Here is a 24720-nt window from a genome sequence, read left to right as displayed (position 1 = left end):
GCCGATGTTCGAATACGCACCCGCCCCCGAGTCCCGCTCGGTGGTGGACCTCAAGCCCACGTACGGGCTGTTCATCGACGGCGCGTTCGTCGACCCGACCGACGGCGGCAACTTCAAGTCGATCAACCCCGCCTCCGAGGAGGTGCTGGCCGAGGTCGCCGAGGCCGGCGCACAGGACGTCGAACGCGCGGTACGCGCCGCCCGGAAGGCGTACGAGAAGGTCTGGGGCCCGATGCCGGGCCGGGACCGGGCCAAGTACCTGTACCGGATCGCCCGGATCCTCCAGGAGCGCTCCCGCGAGCTGGCCGTGCTGGAGTCACTGGACAACGGCAAGCCGATCAAGGAGTCCCGCGACGTCGACCTGCCGCTGGTCGCCGCGTACTTCTTCTACTACGCCGGCTGGGCCGACAAGCTCGAGCACGCGGGCTTCGGCGCCGACCCGAAGCCCATCGGGGTCGCCGCGCAGGTCATCCCGTGGAACTTCCCGCTGCTGATGCTGGCCTGGAAGATCGCTCCGGCGCTGGCCGCCGGCAACACGGTGGTGCTGAAGCCGGCCGAGACCACCCCGCTGACCGCGCTGCTCTTCGCCGAGATCTGCCAGCAGGCCGAGCTGCCCGCCGGCGTCGTCAACATCATCACCGGCGCCGGTGACACCGGCCGGACGCTGGTCGAGCACCCCGGCGTGGACAAGGTCGCCTTCACCGGCTCCACCGACGTCGGACGGGCCATCGCCCGGTCGATCGCCGGCACCCGCAAGAAGCTCACGCTGGAGCTGGGTGGCAAGGCCGCCAACATCGTGTTCGACGACGCCCCGATCGACCAGGCGGTCGAGGGGATCGTCAACGGCATCTTCTTCAACCAGGGGCACGTCTGCTGCGCCGGCTCCCGCCTGCTGGTCCAGGAGAACGTGGCCGACCGGGTGCTGGAGTCCCTGAAGCGGCGGATGGCACAGCTCCGCGTCGGCGACCCGCTGGACAAGAACACCGACATCGGCGCGATCAACTCCGCCGCACAGTTGGAGCGGATCCGCGAGCTGTCCGACGCCGGCGCGGCCGAGGGCGCCGAGCGCTGGTCGCCGCCCTGCGAGCTGCCCGAGCGCGGCTTCTGGTTCGCGCCGACCATCTTCACCGGGGTCACCCAGGCACACCGGATCGCCCGCGAGGAGATCTTCGGCCCGGTGCTGTCGGTGCTCACCTTCCGCACCCCGGCCGAGGCCGTGGAGAAGGCCAACAACACGCCGTACGGGCTGTCGGCGGGGATCTGGACCGACAAGGGCTCCCGGATCCTGTGGATGGCCGACCGGCTGCGCGCCGGGGTCGTCTGGGCCAACACGTTCAACAAGTTCGACCCCACCTCGCCGTTCGGCGGCTACAAGGAGTCGGGCTACGGTCGCGAGGGCGGCCGGCACGGGCTGGAGGGGTACCTCAATGTCTGAGCGGGTCGCGGTACGCAAGACGTACAAGCTCTTCATCGGCGGGAAGTTCCCGCGCAGCGAGTCGGGACGGTCGTATCTCGTGCAGTCCTCGAATGTGTCACTGGCCTCCCGCAAGGACGCCCGGGACGCGGTGGTCGCCGCCCGCGCCGCCGTGAAGGGCTGGGCCGGGGCGACCGCGTACAACCGGGGTCAGATCCTCTACCGGGCCGCCGAGATGCTGGAGGGCCGCCGCGAGCAGTTCGTCGCCCTCGGCGTGCCGGGTGACGAGGTGGACGCCGCGGTGGACCGCTGGGTCTGGTACGCCGGCTGGTCCGACAAGCTCTCCCAGGTGTACGGCGGCGCCAACCCGGTCGCCGGGCCGTACTTCAACCTGTCCGCGCCGGAGCCGACCGGGGTGGTCGCCGTGGTCGCCCCGGAGCGCCCGGCGCTGCTCGGCCTGGTCAGCGTGATCGCACCGGCGATCGTGACCGGCAACACGGTGGTGGTGGCGGCCTCCCCGACCGAGCCGCTGGCGGCGGTGACGCTGGCCGAGGTGCTGGCCACCTCCGACCTGCCCGGCGGGGTGGTGAACATCCTCACCGGCAGGATCACCGAGACCGCGCCGACGCTGGCCGCGCACATGGACGTCAACGCGATCGACCTCAGTGGGGTGACCGACGCCGACCTGGCGGCCGACCTGGAGGTGAAGGCGGCGGAGAACCTCAAGCGGGTGCTCCGGCCCGCCCCGGCCGACCACGACTGGTCCGCGACCCCGGGGCTGGCCCGGATGACGAGCCTGCTGGAGACGAAGACGGTCTGGCACCCCAAGGGGGTGTGAGGTTGTCGGTTCCCGGCCTTGGGGTCCACGCAGCCCTTCGCGCGCAACTTCGGTGAAGTTGCTGCCTCCGGAGCGCCGGAGGCAGCAACTTCCTCGTTCTTGTGCGGATCTTGGCCGGCCCGCCCGCCCCTCCCCGACGATCATGGGTTTGGCGGGGGGTTTGATCTTGCCGGGGCTCGTCAACCTCATGATCAGTCCGGTGGGGTCCGGCGGGGGTGGGGTGGGGGTCTACTACCGGGGGTAGGATTGCGGGGTGACTCGGTTGGGCGATCTTGAGCGTGCGGTGATGGACGTGCTGTGGGACGTGGTCCCGGGCACGTCGGACGGGGTGACCGTGCGCGAGGTGGCCGACGCTCTCGACGGCCGCGAGCTGGCGTACACCACGGTGATGACCGTGCTGGACCGGCTCGCCGGCAAGGGCATGGTGCAGCGGGAGCGGGAGGGCCGGGCCTGGCGTTACCGGCCGGCGGCAAGCCGCGAGGCGCACATCGCCCAGCTCATGCTCGACGCCCTCGACCTGGGCGGCAGCCGCGACGCCGCGCTGGTGCGCTTCGCCCACTCGGTGACCGGCACCGAGGCCGAGGTGCTGCGTGCGGCCCTGGGGAGCGAGGCCGGGCTGACCCGGCCCGCCCCGACCGAGGCCGGCGCCGAGTTGACCGACCGGGTGGACGGGCCGGCGGCGGCGCGGCGGCCGGCCGACGAGGCAGCGGAGCGGTAGGGCGCGCCATGGCCTACGCCGTGCACTTCGCCGCCACCATGCTGGCCTGCTATCTGACCGCGCAGGTGCTGGCCAACAGCACCTGGCCGTGGCGCAGCCCCCGGGTGGCGATCGTCTGCTGGCAGGCGGTCGGGTTGGCCCTGGGCCTCTCCGCGATGGGCCTGCCCATGGCGTTCGGGTTGGCCGCCTACGACCTGCCGACCGGGAGCGCCCTGCTCGCCCTGGCCACCGACCTCGCCCACGGCGCCCTTCCGGTCGGGGTGACCGCCTTCCACCTGGCCGGCGTGGGTGTCGGCTTCGGCATCGGCGCGGTGCTGGTCACCACGACCGTGCGCAGCATCCACGGCACCGTACGCGCTCAGCGCCGGCATCGGGACCTGCTCACCCTGGTCGCCCGGAACGACCCGGCCGCGCCCGGCGCGCTGGTCCTGGACCATCCGAGCGCCGCCGCGTACTGCCTGCCCGGGGTGAAGCCGCAGGTGGTGGTCAGCGCGGGCACGCTGAGCCTGCTGGACCGGGCCGAGCTGGCCGCGGTTCTCAGTCACGAGCGTGCGCACGCGCACGAGCGGCACGACCTGGTGCTGTTGCCGTTCACCGCGCTCTGCCGCGCGTTGCCGTGGTTCCGGTGGGTCCGCGACGCGCACGAGCGGGTCGCGCTGCTGGTCGAGATGCGCGCCGACGACAAGGCACGCGAGCTGCACGCCGATGCGCCGCTGGCGGGCGCGCTGCGCCGGTTCGCCGCCGCCGGCCACCGGATCACCCCGGCCGGCGCGCTGGGCATGGGCGACCGCGACCTGGACGTACGCGTCCAGCGGCTGCTGGTCAGCGACCGGCCGCCCCGGGTGCTCGGCGCCACCGCGCTCGCGGTCGCCACCACGCTGGTCGCCCTTCCGATCACCCTCTTCCTGAGCTGACCCGCAGCAGTCCGCTGACACGAAGCCCGCGCCGGGTCCGGCGCGGGTGCTGCGCGCTCTCCTGATCCCAGGATCACGTCGAGGCTCACCCCCCACAACTACTACATCCTGTCGTAGAGTCGCCTACGACAGGATGTAGTAGCTAACATGTAGCCTAGCTACGTGTAGGGTGGCTACGACAAGGGAGCCAACGCTACGGAGACCCGGTCATGGACACGCTGCTCCTCGCCCGCCTGCAGTTCGCCACCACCACCTCGATCCACTTTCTGTTCGTGGTCGTCACGCTCGGGCTGGTCACCCTGCTGGTCGGGATGCAGACCGCCTGGGTGCTCACCGGGAACCCGAAGTGGGAGCGGCTCACCCGCTACTGGGGCCAGCTCTACGTGATCAACTACGTGCTCGGCATCGCCACCGGCATCGTGATGGAGTTCCAGTTCGGGCTGAACTGGAGCGGCCTGTCGCGCTACGTGGGCAACGTCTTCGGCGCGCCGCTGGCCATCGAGACGCTGGTGGCGTTCTTCCTGGAGTCCACGTTCCTCGGGATGTGGATCTTCGGTTGGCACCGGCTCCGCAAGGGCGTCCACCTCGCGCTGCTCTGGGGCGTGGCGCTCACCGCGTACGCCTCGGCGTTCTGGATCATGGTGGCCAACTCCTGGCTCCAGCACCCGGTCGGGTACGAGGTGCGCGACGGCATCGCCCACCTCACCGACTTCGGCGCGCTGCTCACCAATCCCAGCCTCGGCATGGCGTTCGGGCACGTGGTCTCAGCGGCGCTGCTGGTCGGCGGGATGCTGATGGCGGCCATCAGCGCCTGGCACCTGATCCGGCGTACCACCGACTTCGCGCTCTTCCGCACCTCGCTGCGGGTCGGCCTGGTCACCGCGGCACTGGCGATCACCCTGGTGCAGGGCTTCGGCTTCGCCCAGTTCGGCCCGGTCGGCGAGGTGCAGCCGACCAAGTTCGGCCAGGGCCCGGAGGCCCAGGCGCTGATCACCGACTGGACGACGCGGTTCGGCCCGGGCGACTACACCCCGCCGGCGCTGGCCAGCGTCGGACTGGGCTTCATGATCCTCATCGGTTTCACCCTCGGCTGCGTCTGGCTGCTGCTCCCGCTGCTCTTCCGGGACTGGATCATCCGGCTGCGCTTCCCGCTCTGGCTGGTCCTGCTCGCCCTGCCGCTGCCGTTCGTCGCGGTGATCCTCGGCTGGATCGCCCGGGAGGTCGGCCGCCAGCCCTGGGTGGCGTACGGGCTGCTCCCCACCGAGCAGGCGGTCTCCCCGGTCGGCGCACCGGTGATGCTCGCCTCACTGGTCGGCTTCAGCCTGCTGCTGGGCACCCTCGCCGTCACCAACTGGGTGCTGCTCGCCCGGCACGCGGCCCGCGGCGCGGGCGACCCGCCGCTCGGCCGTCCGCCGGCGCCGCCGAACGAGCCGACGCACCCCGAACCCGCCCTCGTGTGAGGAGATCATCGTGGACCTCGCCTGGTACGCCCTGCTCGGCCTGTTCTTCGGCGCCTACCTGGTGCTCGCCGGCTACGACTACGGCGTCGGGATGCTGCTCGCCCGTGGCGGCGGCCCGGCCGGGCGACGGGCCGCGCTGACCGCGCTCGGCCCGTTCTTCCTCGGCAACGAGGTCTGGCTGGTGGCCGCCGTGGGCATCCTCTTCGGAGCCTTCCCGGTGCTGGAGGGCGAACTGCTCTCCGGGTGCTATCCGGCGGTCGCCGGCGCGCTGGCCGGTGTGGTCCTGGTGACCGCGGGCGTACAGCTGCGCAGCCGGCCGACCGACGAACGGATCCGGGCCCGCTGGGACCGGGTGGTGGTGGTCGGCAGCGTGCTCGCCGCGCTGGGCTGGGGCGTGCTGCTGGCCGCGCTGCTGCAGGGCGTGCCCCGCGGGGCCGACGGCCACGTCGCCGGGGTGTCGCATCTGGCCACGCCGTTCACGGCCGCCGCCGGGCTGGCCATGGTCGCCCTGGTCGCCCTGCACGGTGCGACGTTCCTCACCCTGCGACTGCCGACCGCCGACGCCGCCCTGGTCGGCCGGACGGCCGGTCGGCTGGTGCCGGTGGCGCTCACCGCGGTCGCCCTGGCCACCGTCGTGGGCCTGCTCTCCGATCGGGTACGCGACGCCGTCCAGCGACCGGCGGTGGCCGTACTGCTGCCGGTGCTGCTGGCGGCGGCGCTGCTGGCGGCCCGCGCGGCGCTGGCCCGGCGGCGGCCGGGGTGGGCCCTGGTCGCGACCGGCGCGGCCCTGGCGCTGCCGGTGGCGCTGGTCGGCGCGGCCCTCTGGCCCTACGTGCTGGTGTCCACGACGGACCCGGGCGCCTCGCTGACGGTGGCCGACGCCGCTGCCAGCGCGCCGACGCTGCGGCTACTCGGCTGGGTGGCGCTGCCGCTGCTGCCGGCCCTACTAGGCTTCCAGGCGATGTGCTGGTGGGTTTTCCGGGGACGGACCGACGGCAGGGCACCGGTGTACTGGTGAACCGCCGTCCCTTCGACCCGCGTCTGCTGCGCCGGGTCCCCGCGGCCCGGCGCGATCTTGCCGTGCTCGCGCTGCTCGGCGTACTCGCCGCCGGACTGATCGTGGCGCAGGCCACCGCACTGGCGGCGGTGCTGGCCACCGCCGTCGACGGCCGACTGGACCGGCCGGCGCTGGCCGGCTTCGCGGTGGCCGTCGCCGCCCGTTCGGTGCTGGTCTGGGCGCAGGGCACGGTCTCGGCGCGGGTCGCCGCCACGGTCAAGGCCGCGCTGCGGGCCGACCTGCTCGGCGCGGTCGGCCGGCACGGGCCGGGGTGGGTCGCCGGGCAACGGGCCGGCCAGCTCGCCACGCTGGCCGGGCGCGGCCTGGACGCGTTGGACGCGTACTTCACCGGGTACCTGCCGCAGCTGGTGCTCAGCGTGACGGTGCCGCTGGCCGTGCTGGCCCGGGTCGTCTTCGCCGACTGGGGCTCGGCGGTGATCATCGCGCTGACCCTGCCGCTGATCCCGGTCTTCGGCGCGCTGCTCGGCTGGCAGGCGCAGGCCGCCACGGAACGGCAGTGGCGCCGGCTCTCCCTGCTGGGCGGGCACTTCCTGGACATGGTCGCCGGGCTGCCCACGCTGCGCGCGTTCGGTCGGGCCCGGGCGCAGACCGAGGTGGTCCGCCGGATGGCCGACGGGCACCGGGTCGCCACCATGAAGACACTGCGGATCGCGTTCCTCTCCGCGCTGGTGCTGGAGCTGGTCGCCACCCTCTCGGTGGCCCTGGTCGCGGTGCCGGTCGGCATCCGGCTGCTCGGCGGCGGCCTGGCCCTGCAGACCGCGTTGCTGGTGCTGCTGCTCACCCCGGAGGCGTACCTGCCGCTGCGGGCCGCCGGCAGCCGCTTCCACGCCAGCATGGAGGGGCTCACCGCGCTGGACGAGGCGCTCACCGTCTCCGCCACCCCCGCCACACCCCGGGCCGCCGAGGGCGCGGCCACGCCCGACGGGCGCGGCGAGATCCGCTTCGAGTCGGTGACCGTGGAGTACGAGCGGACCACCGCACTGCGCGACGTGACCCTGACCGTCCGGCCCGGTGAGCGGATCGCCATCATCGGGCCCAGCGGCGCCGGCAAGAGCACCCTGCTCGGTCTGCTGCTCGGCTTCGTGACCCCGACCAGTGGCCGGGTCACCGTGGACGGGGTCGACCTCGCCGCCGCCGACCCGGACGCCTGGCGCCGCCAGGTCGCCTGGGTGCCGCAACGCGCCCATCTCTTCGCCGCCTCGCTGGCCGACAACATCCGGCTCGGCGCGCCGGACACCCCACCCGGGACGCTCGCCGCCGCGGTGCACGACGCGGCGCTGGACGACGTGGTGGCCGGCCTGCCGGACGGGCTGGAGACGCTGCTCGGCGAGCGCGGGCACGGGCTGTCCAGCGGGCAGCGGCAACGGGTGGCCCTGGCACGGGCGTTCCTCCGCGACGCCCCGGTGGTGCTGCTCGACGAGCCCACCGCCCGACTGGACACCGCGGCCGAGGCGGTGGTGCTCGACGCCACCCGCCGGCTGGTCGCCGGGCGGACCGCGCTGCTGGTGGCGCACCGGCCGGCACTGCTGGCCGACGCCGACCGGATCCTGCGGATCGAGGACGGCCGGGTGACCGAGCTGACGCCCGAGCCGACCGGGAAGGTGACCCGATGAGCGCCGCACCGGAGCCGCCGCCCGCCGGGCCCCGCCCGGCCACCGGCGCGACCGCAGCCGGACGGGCGACCGCCGAGCGGAGGGTGCTGCGCCTGGCGCGGCCGTACCTCAGCCGGCTGGTGGGCGCGGGTCTGCTCGCCGCCGCCACCGAGTTCGCCGGGCTCGCCCTGATGGCCACCGCGACCTGGCTGTTGATGAGCGCCGCCGGCCGGCCGCCGCTGGACCGGCTCACCGTGGCGATCGTCGCGGTCCGGGCGCTGGCGATCAGCCGGGGCGTCTTCCGCTACACGGAACGGCTCGCCGGGCACGACGCGGTTCTTCGCATGATCACCGACGTCCGGGCCCGGGTCTTCGCCACCCTCGCCGCCCGTCGCACCGCCGCGCACCGCTCCGGGGACGTGCTGAGCCGGCTGGTCTCCGACGTCGAGGCCGTGCAGGACCTCCTGCTGCGGGTGCTGGTGCCGGGCTCGGCGGCGGCACTGGTCGGGGTGCTGGCGGTGGCCGGTGCGGCGCTGATCTCGCCACCGGCCGCCGGCGCGCTCGCCGCCGGGCTGCTGGTCGCCGGGGGGGCGCTGCCCGCGCTGGCCACCGCGGTCACCCGGCGCAGCGCGGCGGAGGTGGCCCCACTGCGCGGCGCACTGGCCACCGACGCCGTCGACCTCACCCACGGCGCCGCCGACCTGGCCGCGTTCGGCGCGACCGGTGCCGCCCTGCGCACCGCCGAACAGCGGGCCGGCCGACTGGCGCGGCTGGAGCGCCGCCTGGCCGCCACCGGGTTCGCGGTGGACGCGGCCGGAGTGCTGGTCGCCGGGCTGACCGCCGCCGCGGTGGTGCTGGCCGCGTTGGCCGCGGACGTGCCGGGGGTGCTGGTCGGCGTGCTGGCCGTGGGCAGCCTGGCCGCCGTCGAGGTGGCGCTGGCCCTGGTCTCGGCGGCCCGGCAGTGGACCCAGCTGCGGCCCGGCCTGACCCGGGTGGCCGCCCTGCTCGACACGGACCTGCCCACTACCCCGGCCGGCAGCCCCAGCGCCGGCGACGACGGCCTGGCCGGCCCGCACGAGCTGCGCTTCGACGAGGTGACCGTGCGGTACCGGGCCGGCGCCGCGCCCGCGCTGGACCGGGTGAGCCTGGACCTGCCCGCCGGGCGGCGGATCGCGGTGGTCGGCCCGAGCGGCGCCGGCAAGAGCACCCTGGCCGCCGTGCTGACCGGCGCGGTCCAGCCCACGTCCGGCCGGGTCAGCCTGGACGGTCGCGACCTCTCGGCGTACGCCGAGGAGGAGCTGCCCCGCGCGGTCGGCGGGCTGCTCGCCGAGGCGTACGTCTTCCACGCCACCGTCCGGGAGAACCTGCTGCTCGGCCGCGCCGGGGCGGGCGAGGAGGAGCTGATCGCGGCGACCGCCGCCGCCGGCCTGCTGGAGTGGGTACGCGCCCAGCCGGCGGGGTGGGACACCCTGGTCGGCGAGGAGGGCGGCCAGCTCTCCGGCGGCCAGCGGCAACGGCTCGCGCTCGCCCGCGCCCTGCTCGCCGCACCGCCGGTGCTGGTGCTCGACGAGCCCACCGAGGGGCTGGACCCGGCCGCCGCGGACGCCGTGCTCGCCTCGGCCCTCGCCGCCACCCCCGCCGGGCACTCGGTGCTGCTGATCACGCACCGGCTCAGCGGGCTGGCCGAGCTGGACGAGATCGTCGTCCTCGACGGCGGCCGGGTGATCCAGCGCGGCCGGCACGCCGACCTCGTCGCCGCCCCCGGGTGGTACCGGGACCAGTGGCTGCTCCAGGCGGCGGCCGAACGCGGGTACCTGGCTCTCACCCCCTGACCGGGCTCCGGGGCGGACCAGGGTTCTCCCGGACGTCGGCGCACCGGCGTCCGTGGCAGGGTGGTGCCATGCCGCGCTGTGAGGACGTGTTGGTGGAGGAGCACCTGCGGGAGCTCGCCGCCCGGTTGCGGGGGCCGGCCCGACTGAAGTCCGACCTGCTGACCGAGGCACGCCACGGTCTGCTGGACGCCGTCGAGGCGTACCGCGAGGGTGGCGTGCCACCCACCGAGGCCGAGCGGCGTGCGGTGGCCGAGTTCGGCTCGCCGGCGCAGTTGCTCCCCTCCTGGCAGGCCGAGCTGGCGGTGGGCGCGCTGCGCGGGCTCTCCCTGCGGATGCTGGCGACCGCCGCGGTGGGGGTCATCGCCGGCGACCTCACCTGGCAGGGGTCGAGCTGGAGCGGCGGCTCGCGGCCGCCTGCCGTCTACCTGCTGCTCTCCACCTCGGTCGACTGGATCTGGGCCGGCTCGCTGCTGCTCGCGGTGGCCGGGCTGCTGGTGGTGGCGGCGAGCGCCCGTTCGCCGCGACCGGGGCTGGCGGCGGCGCAGCGGGCGGTGGGCGCCGGCCTGACCGGCACCCTGGTCCTTGGCATGGTGGCCGGCGGCGCCCTCTTTGTCTGGTCGATAGGGCTCTGGGAAGCGGCGCTGACCTGGCCGCCGATGATCATCGGGATGGTGGTGGCGGGCGGCGCCTACTTCTCGCTGGTCCGCGCGGCGCGCGGCTGGCTGTTGGCCACCGTCCGCTGATCCCGGAACGCCCGCGGCCGGGCACACCACGGCCGAGCCGGCGGAGCACGTTCCGGCGCTCGGCCACCGGGTGCGTCAGGCCGTCGTGCCGGACGGGGTGCCCGGGTCGAGGAACCGGCCGACCGTCACGCGGAACTCGTGCCAACCCGCCCGCTCCCCCGCCAGCGCCCGCCGGCCGGAGTCGGTGAGCTGGTACGTCCGCCGCTCCCGGCCGTTGACCGTGCTCCAGGTGCTCGCCACGTGGCCGGCGCGCTCCAGCCGGCGCAGCGCCGGATAGATGGTGCCGGTGGGCAGGTCGAGGCTGCCGTCGCTGCGTGACCGCAGCGCCTCGATGATGGCGTACCCGTGCAGCGCGCCCTGTTCGAGCACGGCGAGCAGCAGTGCGTCGAGGTGGCCGTGCAACTCCTGGGCCTTCATGCGTAGCTACGCTACTTGTCGAACGGCCGGTCCGCCACCGGCAACCACCAGCGCCGACGCGCAGGCCCGAGCCGGTGCGCCGCCCGGCCACCGGGGTGCGGGCACCGGCCGCCCAGGACCGCCGACTAGGGTATGTGCCCAGAGTCACTCGCCGGTCGGAGACGCCGGTGGGTGGGCAACCCGAAGCACACGGAGGTCAGCGTGGCCCGCCAGTCGCCTCAACGGCCCGACGCCGACGAGCCAGAGCTCGACGACACCACCGGCCCGGCCGAGCCAGACGAGGCCGAGGAGACCGGCCGCGCGGCGGCGCCGGTCGACCGGTCGCTCTGGGACGAGCTGCGGATCGACCCGGTGGAGATCGCCCTGCCCGCCGGCACCGGCTTCACGCTGCGGGCGTACCGCCCGGCCGGAGAGCTGACCCCGACCGACGTGACCGAACGCGACCAGGACGACCCGTTCCTCGCCCGCCGTCAGGTGATCGAGGAGGAGGACGACGAGACCGTCGTCATCCTCGACGAGGACCTGGCGGAGGAGTTCGCCGAGGGCGACCAGGAGACGCCGTCGCGCCGTCGCCGGGACGGCGACGAGGCCGCCGAGGAGGCCGAGGACGAGGCCGCCACGGACGAGGCGGACGACGAGGAGGTCCCGGTCTTCCTCAGCCACCGGGGCAAGCTGCTGCTCTTCAAGACGCCCGAGTCGTTGGTCAGTTTCATCCGGTCCGGGGCGCCAAATGATCTGTCCCAACTGGACAGCTGGAATGAATTGTCCGAACGGGTGGAGCCGGCCGACATCGCGCCGCTCGACGAGGACACCTACGAGCTCGACCTCGTCGTGGAGAACCTGCGCGGCGGGCACGACACCTGGGATTCGACCCTGCTGATCGAGGCCGGCGAGGTCGCACGTGACCTGTCGTACGCGTTGCGCCTGCCTGCGGTACTTGACATGCTCTCCGCCGGCTCCAGCCTCGACGACCTCGACGAGGCGCTGCGCGCCACCGTCAACGGCGGGATCGGCGGTTTCATGGGCCGGCGGCGGCTGAAGAAAATCGGGGCACAAACCGCAAGTCTGGGTTGGCGCACCATTGTCGGCAAGATCTCTGCGGTCGTGGACTGGCGCGACTGACCCGTACCGGGGAGCATCAGTTGCTGGCAGAGGAAAGACCTGTCCCGGGAGGAGGACGACGCCGTGGCGCTCGTGCGCGTGTACTGCGGTCTGGCCTCGGCGGATCCGGCTGACCGACCGGCCTCGGCCGGTTCGACGCTGACGTCCGCTGTGGTCGACGACGCAGGCCGTCTGCTGCATGTCTGCGAGATCGGCGACGACGCCGCTGGCTACGCCCAGCTCGTCGCGCTGCTCGTGGAGCGGTCGGGCGGGCCGAGCGGTGCGGCCATCGCCGCCGACAGCGACGACCACACGGTCACCTCGCTGCTGAGCGCGGCGGGTCGGCCCCTGGCGATCGCGGACGACGACTCGGTGGACGACTTCGCCGAGCGGTTCGCCGACGACGACTCCCTGGAGGAGATGCAGTCGCCGCCAGCCGAACGGCGGGCGGTCGGTCTGGCCCGCGCGTTGCAGGCGGGCGCACTTTCCGCGGTCACCCTGCCGGCTCCCCGCGACCTCGCCGGCTACAAGCAGGTGCTCTCCGCGCACGCCGCGCTGGCCAGTGGTCGGCACTCCGCCGCCGTGGCGCTGCGCGAGGTGCTCCGTGAGCTCTACCCGGCGGCGCTGCGGGCGTACCCGGACCCGGCCGAGCCGGTCTCCCTGGCTGTGCTGGACGCGCTGCCCGAGCCGGGCATGCTCGGCGGCACCGTGGCCCGGGGCCGCGAGGTCTCGGTGGCGGCGGACGCCATCGCCGCGCACCTCGCCGCCGACGGCGTGGCCGACGCCGACGAAATCAACGAAGCGGTCACCGCGCTGCGGGTCGCCATCTCCGAGACGCCCCGCCGCGCCGCGGTGAACCGGGCGCTCACCTCCGCGGTGGCCGAGACGGTCCGGCAGGCGGTCGCCTCCGTACGGGCCTGCGACGCCGGGTGCGAGGCGCTGGTCAGCGCCCTCAGCGCGCGGGCCAGCACGCCGGCGCAGGCACCCGGCCGCCGCGCCGCCGCCCGCCGTGGCGAGTCGGTCGGCGAGCTGACCGGCCTGTCCAACACCGGCACCGGCCTGCGTGCCGTCCGGCCGACCCCGCCCGCCGCCGAGCCGGCACCCACCGGGGGCCGGCGCAGCCGCCCCGAACCGGTCCCGGGCGGCGCCCCGTTGGCGTCGCCACGTCCGCTCGGGCCGCCGCCGGTCGCCCCGGCTCCGATCACCCCGCCGCCGGTCGCACCCGCGCCGGTCGCCCCCGCAGCAGTCGCCGGCCCGCCGGTGTCCGCCCCGCCGGGGCGCGGCGAGTCTCTCCCGAGCCGGATCGACGGTCCGACCAACCGGCCGGTCTCCGCACCGCCGCCCCCGCCGCCCGGGATCACCCCGATCGCACCGGCGCAGCGCGGCACGGTGCCGCCGGCCGAGGCGGGCGAGCCGTTCCGGCCGACGTTGACGACCGCCGCGATCAACAACGCGCGGGCCGAGCGGCAGCGCACGGTCATCCCGCCCCGCCCCAAGACCAACGGCCAGCCCCTGCCGAGCCACCAGCGTCCGGTCGACGAGCCCCCCACCGGCGGGTTCAGCGCCACCGACCTCAGCATCCCGGTGCCGACGCCCCGGCCGGGCCAGGAGTCGGCACCGCCGGGCTCCCGGGCCAACTGGCCGCTTGTCAACAACCCGGAGGACCCGGCCGACAGCTCGGCGAACAACCCGGCCCCGTACTCGTACGGCGGCAGCCGTGGCATCGACGCCCCGACCGACCCGGGCCGGGCCGACGGCCGCGTCACCCCGCCGTGGCTGGCGGACGACCTGCCCCAGGAGCCACCCATGCTGCGGCTGGTGGAGCCGCCGCCGCTGGCCGACCGGGCACTGCGCGAGGCTTCGCTCAACCCGCCGACCGACCCGCGACTCGAGACACCGCCGCTGCGGCTGGTCGATCGGGAGCAGGCAGCCCGCAACGGCCGCCCCGCGCCCCGCGCGGAGCGCCCCGTCGAGCACCGGCCGTCCCCTCCGGTCGAGCACCGGCCGCCGCCGGTGGCGGACGAGGGCGACGGGGACCTGCTGATCTTCGCGCAGGCCAAGTCGGCCTGGTTCGTCGGCCAGACCGAGGAGTCCGACCTGGACTGGTCGACCACGGCCGACACCGGGTGGCAGGCTGCCGAGCAGGCCGCCCGTCCCGCAGTGGGGGCCGAGACGACCGCTGGCCTGCCCAAGCGCGTCCCGCAGGCCAACCTGGTCCCCGGTTCCCCGCTGCGCGAGGAGCGTCCACTGCGGATAGTGCGGGACGCAGCGAGCCTCGCGGAGAACACCACCGGCTACTTCCGTGGCTGGCGTCGGGGACAGGAGATCGGCGGGTTCGCCGTGGGTGGCCGGCCGGGTCGCGAGGCCGCCGGCGGCTGGGACTTCAGCCGTGACCACGGGGACCGCGACGACGACCGGGAGTACGAGTACCGTTCCGCCGGCTACCAGTCCTGACGACGACCGCCCACGCGGGTGCACGCCCTGACGGGCGGCACCCGCGTTCGCGTCGATGGCGACCGCCCATGGACACCGTCAGCTGGGCCGCCTCATCGCCGCGCAGCGACTGCGGAGGCGGCGCGGCTACCGCGTCACCGGGGTTACGCGGCGACAGCGGCGTACGGGCCACCTGAGGCGCGCGCTGAGCGGTGCCGTGAGCTGGCCGGTGCCCAGCCGCCACGGACCGACCGACAGAGCCAGGCGCCGGACGCGTGCCGGTGCGGGTGAGGTCGACCGGGGCGCGTGCCGGGCCACCGGATGCCCGCGGAGGCGGCTCCGGACAGCACTCAGCGCCCGGTGGCGGCCGGAGCCACCACCGGGCGCGGATCGCCCGGTCAGGCCGGGGCGACGGCGCGCGTACGCCGCATGGTGAGCACGTACTCGACCAGCGAGATCAGCACGTGCTTCGTCGACTCCCGGTTACGGGCGTCGCAGGCCACCACCGGCACGTCGCTCGAGATCGCCAGCGCGTCCCGAACGTCCTGCGGGTCGTGGTACTGCATCCCGTCGAAGCAGTTGATGGCCACCAGGTACGGCAGCCGCCGGTGCTCGAAGAAGTCGATCGCCGCGAAACAGTCGGCCAGCCGGCGGGTGTCCACCAGCACGACCGCGCCGATCGCGCCCCGAACCAGTTCGTCCCACATGAACCAGAATCGGGTCTGGCCCGGCGTACCGAACAGGTACAGGATCAGGTCACGGTCGATCGAGATCCGGCCGAAGTCCATGGCCACCGTGGTCGTCGTCTTGCCCGGCACCTGCCGGGTGTCGTCGACGCCCACGCCAGCCGAGGTCATGATGGCCTCGGTGGTCAGCGGCGTGATCTCCGAGACCGAGCCGACCAGCGTCGTCTTACCGACGCCGAATCCACCGGCGATAACGATCTTCGCCGACGTCACGCGCCCACTCGGGTTCGGCGGGCGGTGCGACATGTCAGAGCCTGCGAAGTCCACTCAGCACCCTCTCCAGCAGTTCAGTGCCCACCGCGTCGTCGGAGTCGTCCAAAATGGTCGGCTCGTGGACTGCGACCAGGCCGTCCGTCGCCATGTCGGCGATGAGCACCCGGGCCACACCGAGCGGGAGCTGCATCCGCGCCGCGATCTCGGCGAGCGATTGCACGCGTCCGTCACACAGCGCGGCGATGTACTGGTGTTCGCGGCCACCGTTGCCATTGGCAGCGGCCCGACCGCGCACCGTCGTCTCGACGAGCGCCTCCAGCGCGATGTCGAGCCGGGGACGGGTACGACCGCGGGTCACGGCGTATGGACGGACCAACGCTCCGGTCGGTTCGTCACGATCGGCCATGTCGCCGCTCACCTCCTTCGTACCCGGCACCGGCTCCCACCGGTGAAACCCGTCGTTGTCGTCGTTGCAGTAGCGCCGACCTCACGATCGGCGATGCGTCAGCCCAGCATGCCCGCGGCCGCACGCGGCTGCGGGGTCAGTGCGTCGCCGACGCGGTCGACCAGCAACGCCATTTCGTAGCCGACCTGCCCCACGTCGGAGCTGCGGGCGGCCAACACGGCGAAGGACGAGCCGTCCGAGATGGACATCAGGAACAGGAAGCCATTGTCCATCTCCACGACGGTCTGCAGCACCGCGCCTCCCTCGAAGCAGCGGGCCGCCCCCTGCGTGAGGCTGACCAGACCGGACGCGATCGCGGCGAGCTGGTCGGCCCGGTCCCGCGGCAGATCCCGTGACGACGCGAGGAGCAGGCCGTCCGCCGAGACGGCGACCGCATGCGCGACACCGGGTACCCGGTCGGCGAAGTTGGCCAGCAGCCAACCAAGATCCTGCGTAGTTGTCATCCTTCTTGCTCCTTCTGCCCGCTCCCGGCCGCTGGGCCTGAGCCAGACTGCGAGGATTGCTGCCCTCCCGGAGTCGCCTCCGGGTTGGTCGGGTTGTCCGAGGTGCTACGCCCTCGCTGCACGCCCCGGTGGTAGGCGGAGAGCAGGCCACGGACCGCCTCCGGGGAACGCCGCTGGACCGAGGTGGTGGGCTTCTCCACCGCGCCCGGGACCAGCTGCGCCATCGGCTTACGCTTCGGCAGACCGGTCGTCGTGGTCTCGCTCACCGGGACCGCGCTGGCCGCTGCCGAGGCGGCACGCCAGCCGTCGTCGGCGGCGGTCTGCCAGCCGTTGGTCTGCTGTTGGGGCCGGCGGTTCGGCAGGCTCTCGGCGAGGCTGGGGCGGGCGGCCCCGTTCGCTGTCGACCCGTTGTCCCGCGGCGCTCCTCCGGCCGTCGGAGTGTCTGCCATCGGTGTGTTACCCGTCGTCCCGGATGGTGTCTGCTGGACTGCCCGACCGCCGGCCTCGACCGTCGCGAACTGCTGGGTCGCGGTGCCGCCGTTCGCCGCGGGCTGCGCGGCGGGTGCGGCCGCCTGGGCCGCCGCCTCCTCCGGACCCGGTCGACGGGTACGGAACCAGGCCGACTCGAGCTCCCGGAAGATCGGCAGCTCCATGGTCTCGTCCGCGTACCGCTGCCGGTTCTGGGCCTGCGGCTGCTGCGGCGCCGGCCGGCTCTGGGCCGGTGCCGGTGCCGGTGAGGTCGGCGCCGGCGGCTGGGCCGCGGCGGCCGGCTGTTCGGCGGGCCGCTGCACCCGTGGCAGCTCCGTCGTCATGTCCAGAGCGGCGGCGAGCCGCTCGGGCACCGGCGGGGTTGCCGCGTCCCGCTCGCCACCGGACACCGGCGGCCAGGCTGGCGGCGCGGGTGCGCTGGGCGCCTGCGCGGGCGGAGCCGATCGGGGCGCGAAGCCGCTGAACGACTGGCCGGAGGCCGGAGGCGCCGAGTACGGCTGACTCGACGCCGGCGGGGCCGAATAGGGCTGACCAGCGGGCGGGGCCGAATAGGGCTGGCCGGCGGGCGGGGCCGAGTACGGGTGCCCGGCCGGCGGTGCCGAGTACGGCGCCGCGGAGGTCGGGGCGGCCGACACCGGCGGACCGGCGTACGGCGCACCCGAGTAGGGCTGCGCGGAGTACGGCTGACCGGAGGCCGGCGAGGCCGAGACCGGGGCACCGGAGTAGGGCTGCGCGGAGACCGGCGGCGCCGAGTACGGATGCGCCTCGGGGCTGCTCGGCAGCTGCCGCGGGATGGCCGGCTGCTGACCCGTTTCCGCGGAGTCGTCGCCGGAGCGGCGCTGCGGCAGCGGGTCGATGGGCTGACCGTTGGCCGTCCGTGGGGTGAACCCGTCACCGCCGTTGGTGCCGGCGGCACCGGTCAGGTCCGACCAGGCCGGCATCGAGCGGTACCCACCGGTGTTGGCGGGGGTGCCGGCGCCGTTGCGCGACGCGGGGTCGAACGGGCGGCCGCCCAGGGTGACCTGGTTGCCGGACTCGCTTGGGCGGGGCCCGTTGCCCAGCGCGGGCAGCGCGCCGAAGACCGGCACCGGGCCGCCCGCCTGCGGGCCACCGGCCGCGGGCAGCGCCGCCGGTTGCTGCACCCGGCCGGAGAGCGCCCGGGGCACCAGCACCGAGGTCGGCAGGGTCACGTCGGCGACCGTGCCACGGTCACCGCCGGGGCGCAGCTCAACCCGGACCCCGTGCCGGGACGCCAGCCGGGCGACCACGACCAGGCCCATCATCCGCGACACGGCCACGTCCACCTGCGGTGGCGTCGCCAGGCGCTCGTTGAGCTCGTTCAACTGGTCGTTGCTGATGCCGATGCCGCGGTCCTCGACGTAGAGCGAGGCGCGGTCGCCGACCCGACGGGCCTCGACCATCACCTGCGAGTCCGGCGGCGAGAACGCGGTGGCGTTGTCGAACAGCTCGGCGACGAGGTGCACCAGGTCGTTGACCGCGTGCGCGGCGACCTCGATGTCCCGGTCGATGACCCCGAACTCGATCCGGGTGTAGTGCTCGACCTCGGACTGCGCGGCGCGCAGCACGTCGATGAGCGCGGCCGGCTCGCGCTGCACGCGGGTGGAGTCCGCGCCGGCGAGCACGAGCAGGTTCTCGTCGTTGCGGCGCATCCGGGTGGCCAGGTGGTCGAGCTGGAACAGCTCGGCCAACCGGTCCGGGTCCTCCTCGCCGCGCTCCAGCCGGTCGAGGTGCCCGATGAGGCGGTCGACCAGGATCTGCGAACGGCGGGCGAGGTTGACGAACATGGTCGCGACGGAGGCACGCAGCGCGGCCTGCTCGGCGGCCGTCCGGACGGCTTCCAGGTGGACGGCGTTGAACGCCTCGGTCACCTGACCGAACTCGTCCTTGCTGCGGACCGGGAGCGGCTCGGCGATCTGGTTGGCCAGCTGCACCGGGGAGAGCTGCCCGACGACCTGCGGGTCACGAAGTCGGGCCACCGCCTGCGGGAGGCCGTACTGGGCGACGGAGAGAGCACCCTGCCGCAGGTCACGCAGCGAGCGGGCCATCGAGCGGGCGACCAGGTAGGCGAAGAGGATGGCCAGCAGCAGCATGCTGAGCAGCAGGCCGGTCTCCAGGAACACCTGACGCTGGACGGCCGAGCGCAGGTTGTCGGCCTCGGCGACCACGTCACGGTCGAGCTTCGTCTCGACGGTGCGGATCAGCTTGGCGTTGGCCGTCATGGCCGAGTCCCACTGGTCCGGGCCGAACGGAGCGCCGCGCATGTCACCGGTGGTGTTGCCGTCGATCCAGCCGGTGTAGTTCTGCGCCTCGCGGCGGTCGCCACCGGCGACCGTCTGGTCGTGGAACTTCGCCTCGTCGGGGCTGGCGACGGCCTTGAAGCTCTGCAACGCCTGTTGCTGACCGGTGCCGCTGGCGATGTAGTCGGTGCGCAGCACCGGGGTCATCCGCTGCTGCGCGCCGAGCGCGCGGTGGACGACGACCCGGCGTGCGGAGAGGAACTCCTTCTCCCGGGCGACCGCCGCGGCGGCCCGCATCCGGTCGCTCAGGTCGTTATCACCGGCGAGCTGCGTGGCCGAGTCGCGGATGGCCAGCAGATCACTGATCAGACCCTCGTAGGCCTGAATGGTCTCGGTGAGCTTGAGCTTGCCGTTGAACACCTGGCTGCGAACGCCCGGCAGATCCTTCAGGGTCTGGTCGATCCCATCGAGCAGACCCTCCAGGCTGCTCGGCAGGTCCTCGATCTCGGCCCGCTGCTGCAGGTAGGGGCCCTTCGCCTGGTCGACCCGGGAGTTGACCCGGTTGTAGGCCTCCTGGTACTGCGCCGCCGGCTGCGTCCCCCTGGCCCCCAGCAGCAGCACGGCGGTGGTCCGCTCGTCCTGGAGCGTGTCGACCAGGTCACCTGAATAGCTCGACAGGTTGGCCAGGTCGCCGGCACGGTTGGCATTGTTGAGCGTCTCCAGGTGGTCGACCAGACCACTGGTGCCCACCACGACCGTGGCGATGGTCGGCACGATCATGATGAGACCGAGCTTGGACCAGATCGGCATGTCCCGGAGCCGGCTGGCCGGCCGGCGCAGCCGCGACAGGAAGGAGCCCGCCGTCTTTGGCCGTTTGCTCACGTCACCGCCCTCGCGATTACAGCTTGAACGCGTTGCCCCGGGCAACGCCCAGCGTCCGACCCGGCGGGTCGGACCCCCGAGATTCCATCACGCCGCCCGGCAAGAAGAAAGCCCAGGTTGTCACCCGCCGAAGGTGTGATGAGATGTTGATGCGATTTGATAGCAGTCCGTCTGGCCGGAGTAACTGAAGGTAATGGAACATCCGCACCGCGTTGTCCTGCTCGCCGGCCCTTCTGGCTCCGGAAAGTCGTACATAGCGCAGCAAACCGGGTTGCCGGTGCTCTGCTTGGACGACTTCTACAAAGATGGCGATGACCCTACGTTGCCGCACCGAAACGGCCAGGTCGATTGGGAATCACCCGAGTCGTGGGACGCCCACACGGCGGTGGAAACGATTGCCCGACTGGCTCGGGAGGGTCGCGCCGATGTGCCGGTTTATGCGATCGGCGCGGATCGAAGGGTGGCCACCCGGCCATTTGACGTCGACGGATCGCCACTTTTCGTCGCCGAAGGGATCTTCGCCGCCGAGATCGTCGAGGAGTGCCGCCGTCGCGGGCTGCTCGCCGGGGCGTACGCGCTGCGCCGACCACGCGGGGCGACCTTCCTGCGCCGGTTGGCCCGGGACCTGTCCGAGCAGCGCAAGGCGCCCCGGGTGCTGGTCCGGCGCGGGGTGGCGTTGCTGCGTGCCGAGCCCGCGGTGCTGCGCCGGCAGACCGGGCTGGGCGCGGAGGCGGCCCGGGCACGGGAGGTGCTGCGCCGGGTGGCCGGCCTGCTCGCCGGCCACCACCCGCACGGCTGACGGTCAGGCCAGCAGCTTCGCGTACGCCGGCTTGATCACCTCATCGATGATCCGCAGCCGCTCGTCGAACGGGATGAAGGCGCTCTTCATCGCGTTGATGGTGAACCACTGCAACTCCCGCCAGCCGTAGCCGAACGTCTCCACCAGCAGGGCCATCTCCCGCGACATCGAGGTGCCGCTCATCAGCCGGTTGTCGGTGTTCACGGTGACCCGGAACCGCAGGTCGCGCAGCAGGCCGATCGGGTGGTCGGCGATCGAGTCCACCGCGCCGGTCTGCACGTTCGACGACGGGCACAGCTCCAGCGGGATCCGCTTGTCCCGGACGTACGCGGCGAGCCGACCGAGCACCGGCACACCGCCGGGTGTGATGTCGTCCACGATCCGCACCCCGTGGCCGAGCCGGTCCGCGCCGCACCACTGGATCGCCTGCCAGATCGACGGCAGGCCGAACGCCTCGCCGGCGTGGATGGTGAAGTGGAAGTTCTCCCGCTGGAGGTATTCGAAGGCGTCCAGGTGCCGGGTGGGCGGGAAGCCCGCCTCGGCGCCGGCGATGTCGAAGCCGACCACCCCGGCGTCCCGGTGCCGCACGGCCAGTTCGGCGATCTCCTGCGAGCGGGCCGCGTGCCGCATGGCGGTGAGCAGGGTGCCCACCCGGATGCTCAGCCCCGCCTCGACGGCCTGGGCGGTGCCCTCGGCGAAACCGGCCAGCACCGCCTCGACCACCTCGTCCAGACTCAGGTCGTGTTCCAGGTGCTGCTCCGGGGCGAAGCGCACCTCGGCGTAGACCACCCCGTCGGCGGCCAGGTCCAACGCGCACTCACGCGCCACCCGGCGCAACGCCGGCGCGGTCTGCATGACCGCCACGGTGTGCGCGAACGTCTCCAGGTAGCGCTCCAGCGAGCCGGAGTCGGCCGCGTCGACGAACCAGCGCCCCAGCGCCTCCGCGTCGGTGGTGGGCAGTTCGTGGCCCACCTCCGCGGCCAGCTCGACGATCGTCGCCGGCCGCAGACCGCCGTCGAGGTGGTCGTGCAGCAGCGCCTTCGGAACCTTGACGATGTCCTCGTACCGGATTGTTGCGACCATGCTCAGACCCTAGTCAGCGACCCCGGCGGACCGGGACGGGACCGGCGGGGTGTCACGGCCGCCAGCCGTACACCCGGTGCACGTCGAGGCGGATCACGAGCCGCCCGTCGGCGACCATGGCGGCGCGGTAGTCCGCCCAGTCCGGGTGCTCGCCGCGGATCCGCCGGTAGACCTCGACCAGCTCGTCGACCGTGGCGTCGGCGATGGTGGCGGCCGGCTCGGTGAGGGTCACGGTCCCCTCGGCGACCGCGTACGCGCCGCCGTCCGGCGTGGTCACGTGGAAGCTGGCCCGGGGATCGCGGCGCAGGTTGCGCACCTTCGCCCGGTCACCGGTGGTGGAGCAGCGGATCAGCCCCGGCTCGGCCAGGTAGTCGAGGTTGGACAGCTGCGGTCGGCCGTCCCGGCGCAGGGTGACCAGCGCCCCGCGCCCCCGCTCGCCGAACAGCTCCCACAGTCGGTCGCTCACGCCGGCACCCGTAGCGGCGCGAACGCGGTGGCCAGCCGGCCGAGGTGCGGCGGGGTCACCCTGGAGGGATCTGGTTGACATGTCATCGAATTTACCGGCAGATTGATGACGTGTCAACAAACGGCTAGACTGGCCGCATGGACGCGACCCGGTGGCTGGACGAACGGGAGGACCGCGCCTGGCGTGGCTACCGCCGGATGCGTCGACTGCTCGACCTGGAGCTGGCCCGGGAGCTGACCCAGGACGCCGGCCTGTCCGAACCGGACTACGACGTGCTCTCCGACCTCTCCGAGACGCCCCAGGGGCGCCTGCGCCTCAGCGAGCTGGCGGACAGGATGCTGTGGTCGCGCAGCCGACTCTCCCACCACCTGAGCCGGATGCAGCAGCGCGGCCTGGTGACCCGCGAGGAGTGCGCCGACGACGCCCGAGGCTCGATCGTCGTGCTCACCGCGGCCGGCCGGCAGGCCATCGAGTCCGCCGCCCCGGGCCACGTTGCCGCCGTCCGCCGGCATCTGATCGACCTGCTCACCCCGGCGGAGATCGAGGCGCTCGGCGCGCTCACGCACCGGGTGGTCGACCACCTCGCCGGCCCCGACCTCCGGGCCGCCCGGCCGCAGTCCCCACGGGAGGCCTGACGTGGACCCGCGCATCCTGGGGCGGTTGCGCTGCCCGGTCTGCGGCGAGCCGCTGGCCGAGGCGACCGCCGGGACGGCCAGGGCGCTGCGCTGCCCGCGCCGGCACAGCTTCGACATCGCCCGGCAGGGGTACGTCAACCTGCTCGCCGGCCGCGCCCCGCATGCCGGCGACAGCGCCGAGATGGTGGCCGCCCGGGCGGACTTCCTCGCCGCCGGGCACTACGACGTCATCTCGGCCGCCCTCGCCGCTGCCGCCACGGACGCCGTCGGCCGGCTCCGCGCGACGGCCACCACGCATCCCCGACCCACTACCCCGCCCGCCCTTTGCTCTGCTTCAACCGACGCAACGGTTTCCGGCCAGAACCGTTGCGCGGAGGTAAGCAGAGCAAAGGACACAACAGCAGAGGTACGGGTTGAGCCGACGCCCGACTTCGAGGCGTACCCCCTGGTGGTGGATGCCGGCGCCGGCACCGGCCGGTACCTGGGCGCGGTGCTGGCGGCGCTGCCGGACGCGGTGGGTCTGGCCCTGGACGTCTCCAAGCCGGCGCTGCGCCGCGCCGCGCGGGCGCATCCCCGGGCGGCCGCGGCGCTCGCCGACACCTGGCAGCGGCTGCCGCTCGCCGACGCCTCGACCTCCGTGCTGCTGAACGTCTTCGCCCCGCGCAACGGCCCGGAGTTCCACCGGGTGCTCGACCCGGACGGCACGCTGCTGGTGGTCACCCCCGCCGCCGACCACCTCGCCGAACTGGTGGACGCCCTCGACCTGCTGCGGGTGGACCCGGACAAGGCCGACCGGGTGGCCGGCAGCCTCGGCGGGCAGTTCACCCCGGTCAGCTCGGCCGAACACCGGGCGGAGCTGGCGCTGACCCGGCCGGAGGTCGCCACCCTGGTCGGGATGGGCCCCAGCGCCTGGCACACCGACCCGGCCGCTCTCGCCACCCGGCTGGCCGCGCTGCCCGAACCGGTCCGGGTCACCGTGGCCGTCCGGCTCGACGTCCAGCGACCCCGCTAGCTCAGGTGGAGAGGTCGACCTCTTCCCAGCCGGGCGGCTCGTCGTGGTACGGCCCGCGCAGGACCACCGCCCACTCCAGCGCCCAGCGTCGCTGACCGATCGCGTTGGCGTCGACCAGCCCGGGCAGCGACCGCCCGCCGCGCTCCGTCTCCAGGTACGCCCAGTCCAGGCAGTAGTGCAGGTCGAGCAGCGCGGCCGCGTCGGCGGGGTGCTGCGGCGCGGTGAGGATCCGGGAGCGCCAGCGCGGAAACGTCTCCCCCTCGGCGATGTGCGGCAGCCGCTCGACCAGCCGCTCGTCCACGGCCAGGGTCGGGTCGAGCTGCTTGCTCAGCCCGAGCACCCAGGCCAGCGCGAAGAGCGCGTCGTGGTGCAGCACGAACGAGCGGTGGTCGCCCTTGCCGCCGATCACGAACTGCCACTCCGGCGGAGTCACCATCTCGACCAGGTGCGAGCCGAGCAGCCAGCTCATCGCCGCCTGCGGGGGCATCCCGAAACAGCGGGCCAGGATCAGGTGCAGCACGGCGATCCGTGCCTCGATCTCCGCCGTGGGGCGCAGCTCGATCACGTCACCCGGCTCCCAGACGAGCGGGAACTGGGCCGGCGGCAGCGGCAGGCCGAGCCGGGACAACTCGTCCAGGCTCGCCTCGCGCACCTCGCGTGGGTCGGGGGCAGGTACGGTCACGGCGGA

Annotated in this window: 22 protein-coding genes; 14 read left to right on the top strand and 8 right to left on the bottom strand. The window is 73.8% G+C overall.

Going from position 1 to position 24720, the window contains the following annotated elements:
• Nucleotides 1-4: 4 nt before the first annotated feature.
• The 9 genes from AB0K07_RS04810 (at nt 5) to AB0K07_RS04770 (ending at nt 10589) form a co-directional block, all read left to right on the top strand.
• On the top strand, nt 5-1435 hold the full coding sequence (locus tag AB0K07_RS04810) for an aldehyde dehydrogenase family protein (RefSeq protein WP_363750985.1): 1431 nt from the start codon (nt 5-7) through the stop codon (nt 1433-1435).
• Nucleotides 1428-2252, top strand: coding sequence for an aldehyde dehydrogenase family protein (locus tag AB0K07_RS04805; RefSeq protein WP_363750984.1), 825 nt, complete (start codon nt 1428-1430; stop codon nt 2250-2252). The genes AB0K07_RS04810 and AB0K07_RS04805 overlap by 8 nt, the downstream gene beginning before the upstream one ends.
• A gap of 253 nt (nt 2253-2505) precedes the next feature.
• Complete coding sequence (locus AB0K07_RS04800) at nt 2506-2970, top strand: BlaI/MecI/CopY family transcriptional regulator (protein WP_363750983.1); 465 nt, start codon at nt 2506-2508, stop codon at nt 2968-2970.
• Nucleotides 2971-2978: 8 nt separating this feature from the next.
• Nucleotides 2979-3884, top strand: a complete 906-nt coding sequence (locus tag AB0K07_RS04795; protein ID WP_363750981.1) for a M56 family metallopeptidase — start codon at nt 2979-2981, stop codon at nt 3882-3884.
• Nucleotides 3885-4093: 209 nt separating this feature from the next.
• Complete coding sequence (locus tag AB0K07_RS04790; RefSeq protein ID WP_363750979.1) at nt 4094-5344, top strand: cytochrome ubiquinol oxidase subunit I; 1251 nt, start codon at nt 4094-4096, stop codon at nt 5342-5344.
• Between the two features lie 10 nt (nt 5345-5354).
• On the top strand, nt 5355-6362 hold the full coding sequence (locus AB0K07_RS04785) for a cytochrome d ubiquinol oxidase subunit II (RefSeq protein ID WP_363750977.1): 1008 nt from the start codon (nt 5355-5357) through the stop codon (nt 6360-6362).
• Entirely contained in the window at nt 6359-8035 is a 1677-nt protein-coding gene (cydD, locus tag AB0K07_RS04780) for a thiol reductant ABC exporter subunit CydD (protein WP_363750975.1), read from the top strand. Before AB0K07_RS04785 ends, cydD begins: the two co-directional genes overlap by 4 nt.
• Nucleotides 8032-9846: a thiol reductant ABC exporter subunit CydC gene (cydC, locus tag AB0K07_RS04775; protein ID WP_363750973.1), complete on the top strand. Its 1815-nt coding sequence runs from the start codon at nt 8032-8034 to the stop codon at nt 9844-9846. Before cydD ends, cydC begins: the two co-directional genes overlap by 4 nt.
• 68 nt (nt 9847-9914) lie before the next feature.
• Nucleotides 9915-10589 (top strand): permease prefix domain 1-containing protein, encoded by a 675-nt coding sequence (locus AB0K07_RS04770; protein ID WP_363750972.1) that lies wholly within the window; start codon nt 9915-9917, stop codon nt 10587-10589.
• Between the two features lie 75 nt (nt 10590-10664).
• Here AB0K07_RS04770 and AB0K07_RS04765 read toward each other — a convergent pair whose 3' ends face one another.
• Complete coding sequence (locus AB0K07_RS04765; protein ID WP_363750970.1) at nt 10665-11006, bottom strand: helix-turn-helix transcriptional regulator; 342 nt, start codon at nt 11004-11006, stop codon at nt 10665-10667.
• 171 nt (nt 11007-11177) lie between these two features.
• Here AB0K07_RS04765 and AB0K07_RS04760 point away from each other — a divergent pair, with 171 nt between their 5' ends.
• Both AB0K07_RS04760 and AB0K07_RS04755 read left to right on the top strand, forming a co-directional pair.
• Nucleotides 11178-12128 carry a DNA primase gene (locus AB0K07_RS04760; protein WP_363750968.1) on the top strand — a complete coding sequence of 317 codons (951 nt, stop codon included), beginning with the start codon at nt 11178-11180 and terminating at the stop codon, nt 12126-12128.
• Between the two features lie 39 nt (nt 12129-12167).
• Nucleotides 12168-14561 carry a transposase gene (locus tag AB0K07_RS04755; RefSeq protein ID WP_363751425.1) on the top strand — a complete coding sequence of 798 codons (2394 nt, stop codon included), beginning with the start codon at nt 12168-12170 and terminating at the stop codon, nt 14559-14561.
• Between the two features lie 377 nt (nt 14562-14938).
• Here the strand turns inward: AB0K07_RS04755 and AB0K07_RS04750 are convergent, their stop codons facing one another.
• The 4 genes from AB0K07_RS04750 to AB0K07_RS04735 all read right to left on the bottom strand — a co-directional run bounded on the left by AB0K07_RS04750 (nt 14939) and on the right by AB0K07_RS04735 (nt 20037).
• Nucleotides 14939-15532, bottom strand: a complete 594-nt coding sequence (locus tag AB0K07_RS04750; protein ID WP_007455465.1) for an ATP/GTP-binding protein — start codon at nt 15530-15532, stop codon at nt 14939-14941.
• Between the two features lies 1 nt (nt 15533).
• Nucleotides 15534-15905: a DUF742 domain-containing protein gene (locus tag AB0K07_RS04745; protein ID WP_089021735.1), complete on the bottom strand. Its 372-nt coding sequence runs from the start codon at nt 15903-15905 to the stop codon at nt 15534-15536.
• A gap of 98 nt (nt 15906-16003) precedes the next feature.
• Nucleotides 16004-16408: a roadblock/LC7 domain-containing protein gene (locus tag AB0K07_RS04740; protein ID WP_007455462.1), complete on the bottom strand. Its 405-nt coding sequence runs from the start codon at nt 16406-16408 to the stop codon at nt 16004-16006.
• Nucleotides 16405-20037 (bottom strand): nitrate- and nitrite sensing domain-containing protein, encoded by a 3633-nt coding sequence (locus AB0K07_RS04735; protein ID WP_363750966.1) that lies wholly within the window; start codon nt 20035-20037, stop codon nt 16405-16407. Before AB0K07_RS04735 ends, AB0K07_RS04740 begins: the two co-directional genes overlap by 4 nt.
• 460 nt (nt 20038-20497) lie before the next feature.
• Here AB0K07_RS04735 and AB0K07_RS04730 point away from each other — a divergent pair, with 460 nt between their 5' ends.
• The gene (locus AB0K07_RS04730) at nt 20498-20836 is read left to right on the top strand and encodes a hypothetical protein (protein WP_363750964.1); all 339 of its coding nucleotides are present in this window, start codon (nt 20498-20500) and stop codon (nt 20834-20836) included.
• 3 nt (nt 20837-20839) lie between these two features.
• Here AB0K07_RS04730 and AB0K07_RS04725 read toward each other — a convergent pair whose 3' ends face one another.
• Nucleotides 20840-21919 carry an adenosine deaminase gene (locus tag AB0K07_RS04725; protein ID WP_363750963.1) on the bottom strand — a complete coding sequence of 360 codons (1080 nt, stop codon included), beginning with the start codon at nt 21917-21919 and terminating at the stop codon, nt 20840-20842.
• 52 nt (nt 21920-21971) lie between these two features.
• Nucleotides 21972-22385, bottom strand: coding sequence for a PPOX class F420-dependent oxidoreductase (locus AB0K07_RS04720; protein WP_363750962.1), 414 nt, complete (start codon nt 22383-22385; stop codon nt 21972-21974).
• A 137-nt stretch (nt 22386-22522) separates the two neighbouring features.
• On the opposite strand from AB0K07_RS04720, the gene AB0K07_RS04715 reads away from it, so the two are divergent.
• Nucleotides 22523-23020 carry a MarR family transcriptional regulator gene (locus tag AB0K07_RS04715; RefSeq protein WP_363750960.1) on the top strand — a complete coding sequence of 166 codons (498 nt, stop codon included), beginning with the start codon at nt 22523-22525 and terminating at the stop codon, nt 23018-23020.
• Nucleotide 23021: 1 nt separating this feature from the next.
• Entirely contained in the window at nt 23022-24032 is a 1011-nt protein-coding gene (locus AB0K07_RS04710) for a putative RNA methyltransferase (protein WP_363750958.1), read from the top strand.
• Nucleotide 24033: 1 nt separating this feature from the next.
• Here the strand turns inward: AB0K07_RS04710 and AB0K07_RS04705 are convergent, their stop codons facing one another.
• Nucleotides 24034-24714: a DUF4272 domain-containing protein gene (locus tag AB0K07_RS04705; protein WP_363750956.1), complete on the bottom strand. Its 681-nt coding sequence runs from the start codon at nt 24712-24714 to the stop codon at nt 24034-24036.
• Nucleotides 24715-24720: the final 6 nt, after the last annotated feature.

The sequence above is a fragment of the Micromonospora sp. NPDC049301 genome (genome assembly GCF_040678715.1).
GTDB lineage: Bacteria > Actinomycetota > Actinomycetes > Mycobacteriales > Micromonosporaceae > Micromonospora.
Note: the sequence above shows the minus strand (reverse complement) of the source record. Positions and strands in the feature narration are given on the sequence as shown.

Bases quoted from the DNA above. Each gene is read 5' to 3' on its own strand.
- AB0K07_RS04810 (WP_363750985.1), top strand. From the start codon at position 5: ATGTTCGAATACGCACCCGCCCCCGAGTCCCGCTCGGTGGTGGACCTC.
- AB0K07_RS04805 (WP_363750984.1), top strand. From the start codon at position 1,428: ATGTCTGAGCGGGTCGCGGTACGCAAGACGTACAAGCTCTTCATCGGC.
- AB0K07_RS04795 (WP_363750981.1), top strand. From the start codon at position 2,979: ATGGCCTACGCCGTGCACTTCGCCGCCACCATGCTGGCCTGCTATCTG.
- AB0K07_RS04790 (WP_363750979.1), top strand. From the start codon at position 4,094: ATGGACACGCTGCTCCTCGCCCGCCTGCAGTTCGCCACCACCACCTCG.
- cydC (WP_363750973.1), top strand. From the start codon at position 8,032: ATGAGCGCCGCACCGGAGCCGCCGCCCGCCGGGCCCCGCCCGGCCACC.
- AB0K07_RS04770 (WP_363750972.1), top strand. From the start codon at position 9,915: ATGCCGCGCTGTGAGGACGTGTTGGTGGAGGAGCACCTGCGGGAGCTC.
- AB0K07_RS04765 (WP_363750970.1), bottom strand. From the start codon at position 11,006: ATGAAGGCCCAGGAGTTGCACGGCCACCTCGACGCACTGCTGCTCGCC.
- AB0K07_RS04750 (WP_007455465.1), bottom strand. From the start codon at position 15,532: ATGTCGCACCGCCCGCCGAACCCGAGTGGGCGCGTGACGTCGGCGAAG.
- AB0K07_RS04745 (WP_089021735.1), bottom strand. From the start codon at position 15,905: ATGGCCGATCGTGACGAACCGACCGGAGCGTTGGTCCGTCCATACGCC.
- AB0K07_RS04740 (WP_007455462.1), bottom strand. From the start codon at position 16,408: ATGACAACTACGCAGGATCTTGGTTGGCTGCTGGCCAACTTCGCCGAC.
- AB0K07_RS04725 (WP_363750963.1), bottom strand. From the start codon at position 21,919: ATGGTCGCAACAATCCGGTACGAGGACATCGTCAAGGTTCCGAAGGCG.
- AB0K07_RS04715 (WP_363750960.1), top strand. From the start codon at position 22,523: ATGGACGCGACCCGGTGGCTGGACGAACGGGAGGACCGCGCCTGGCGT.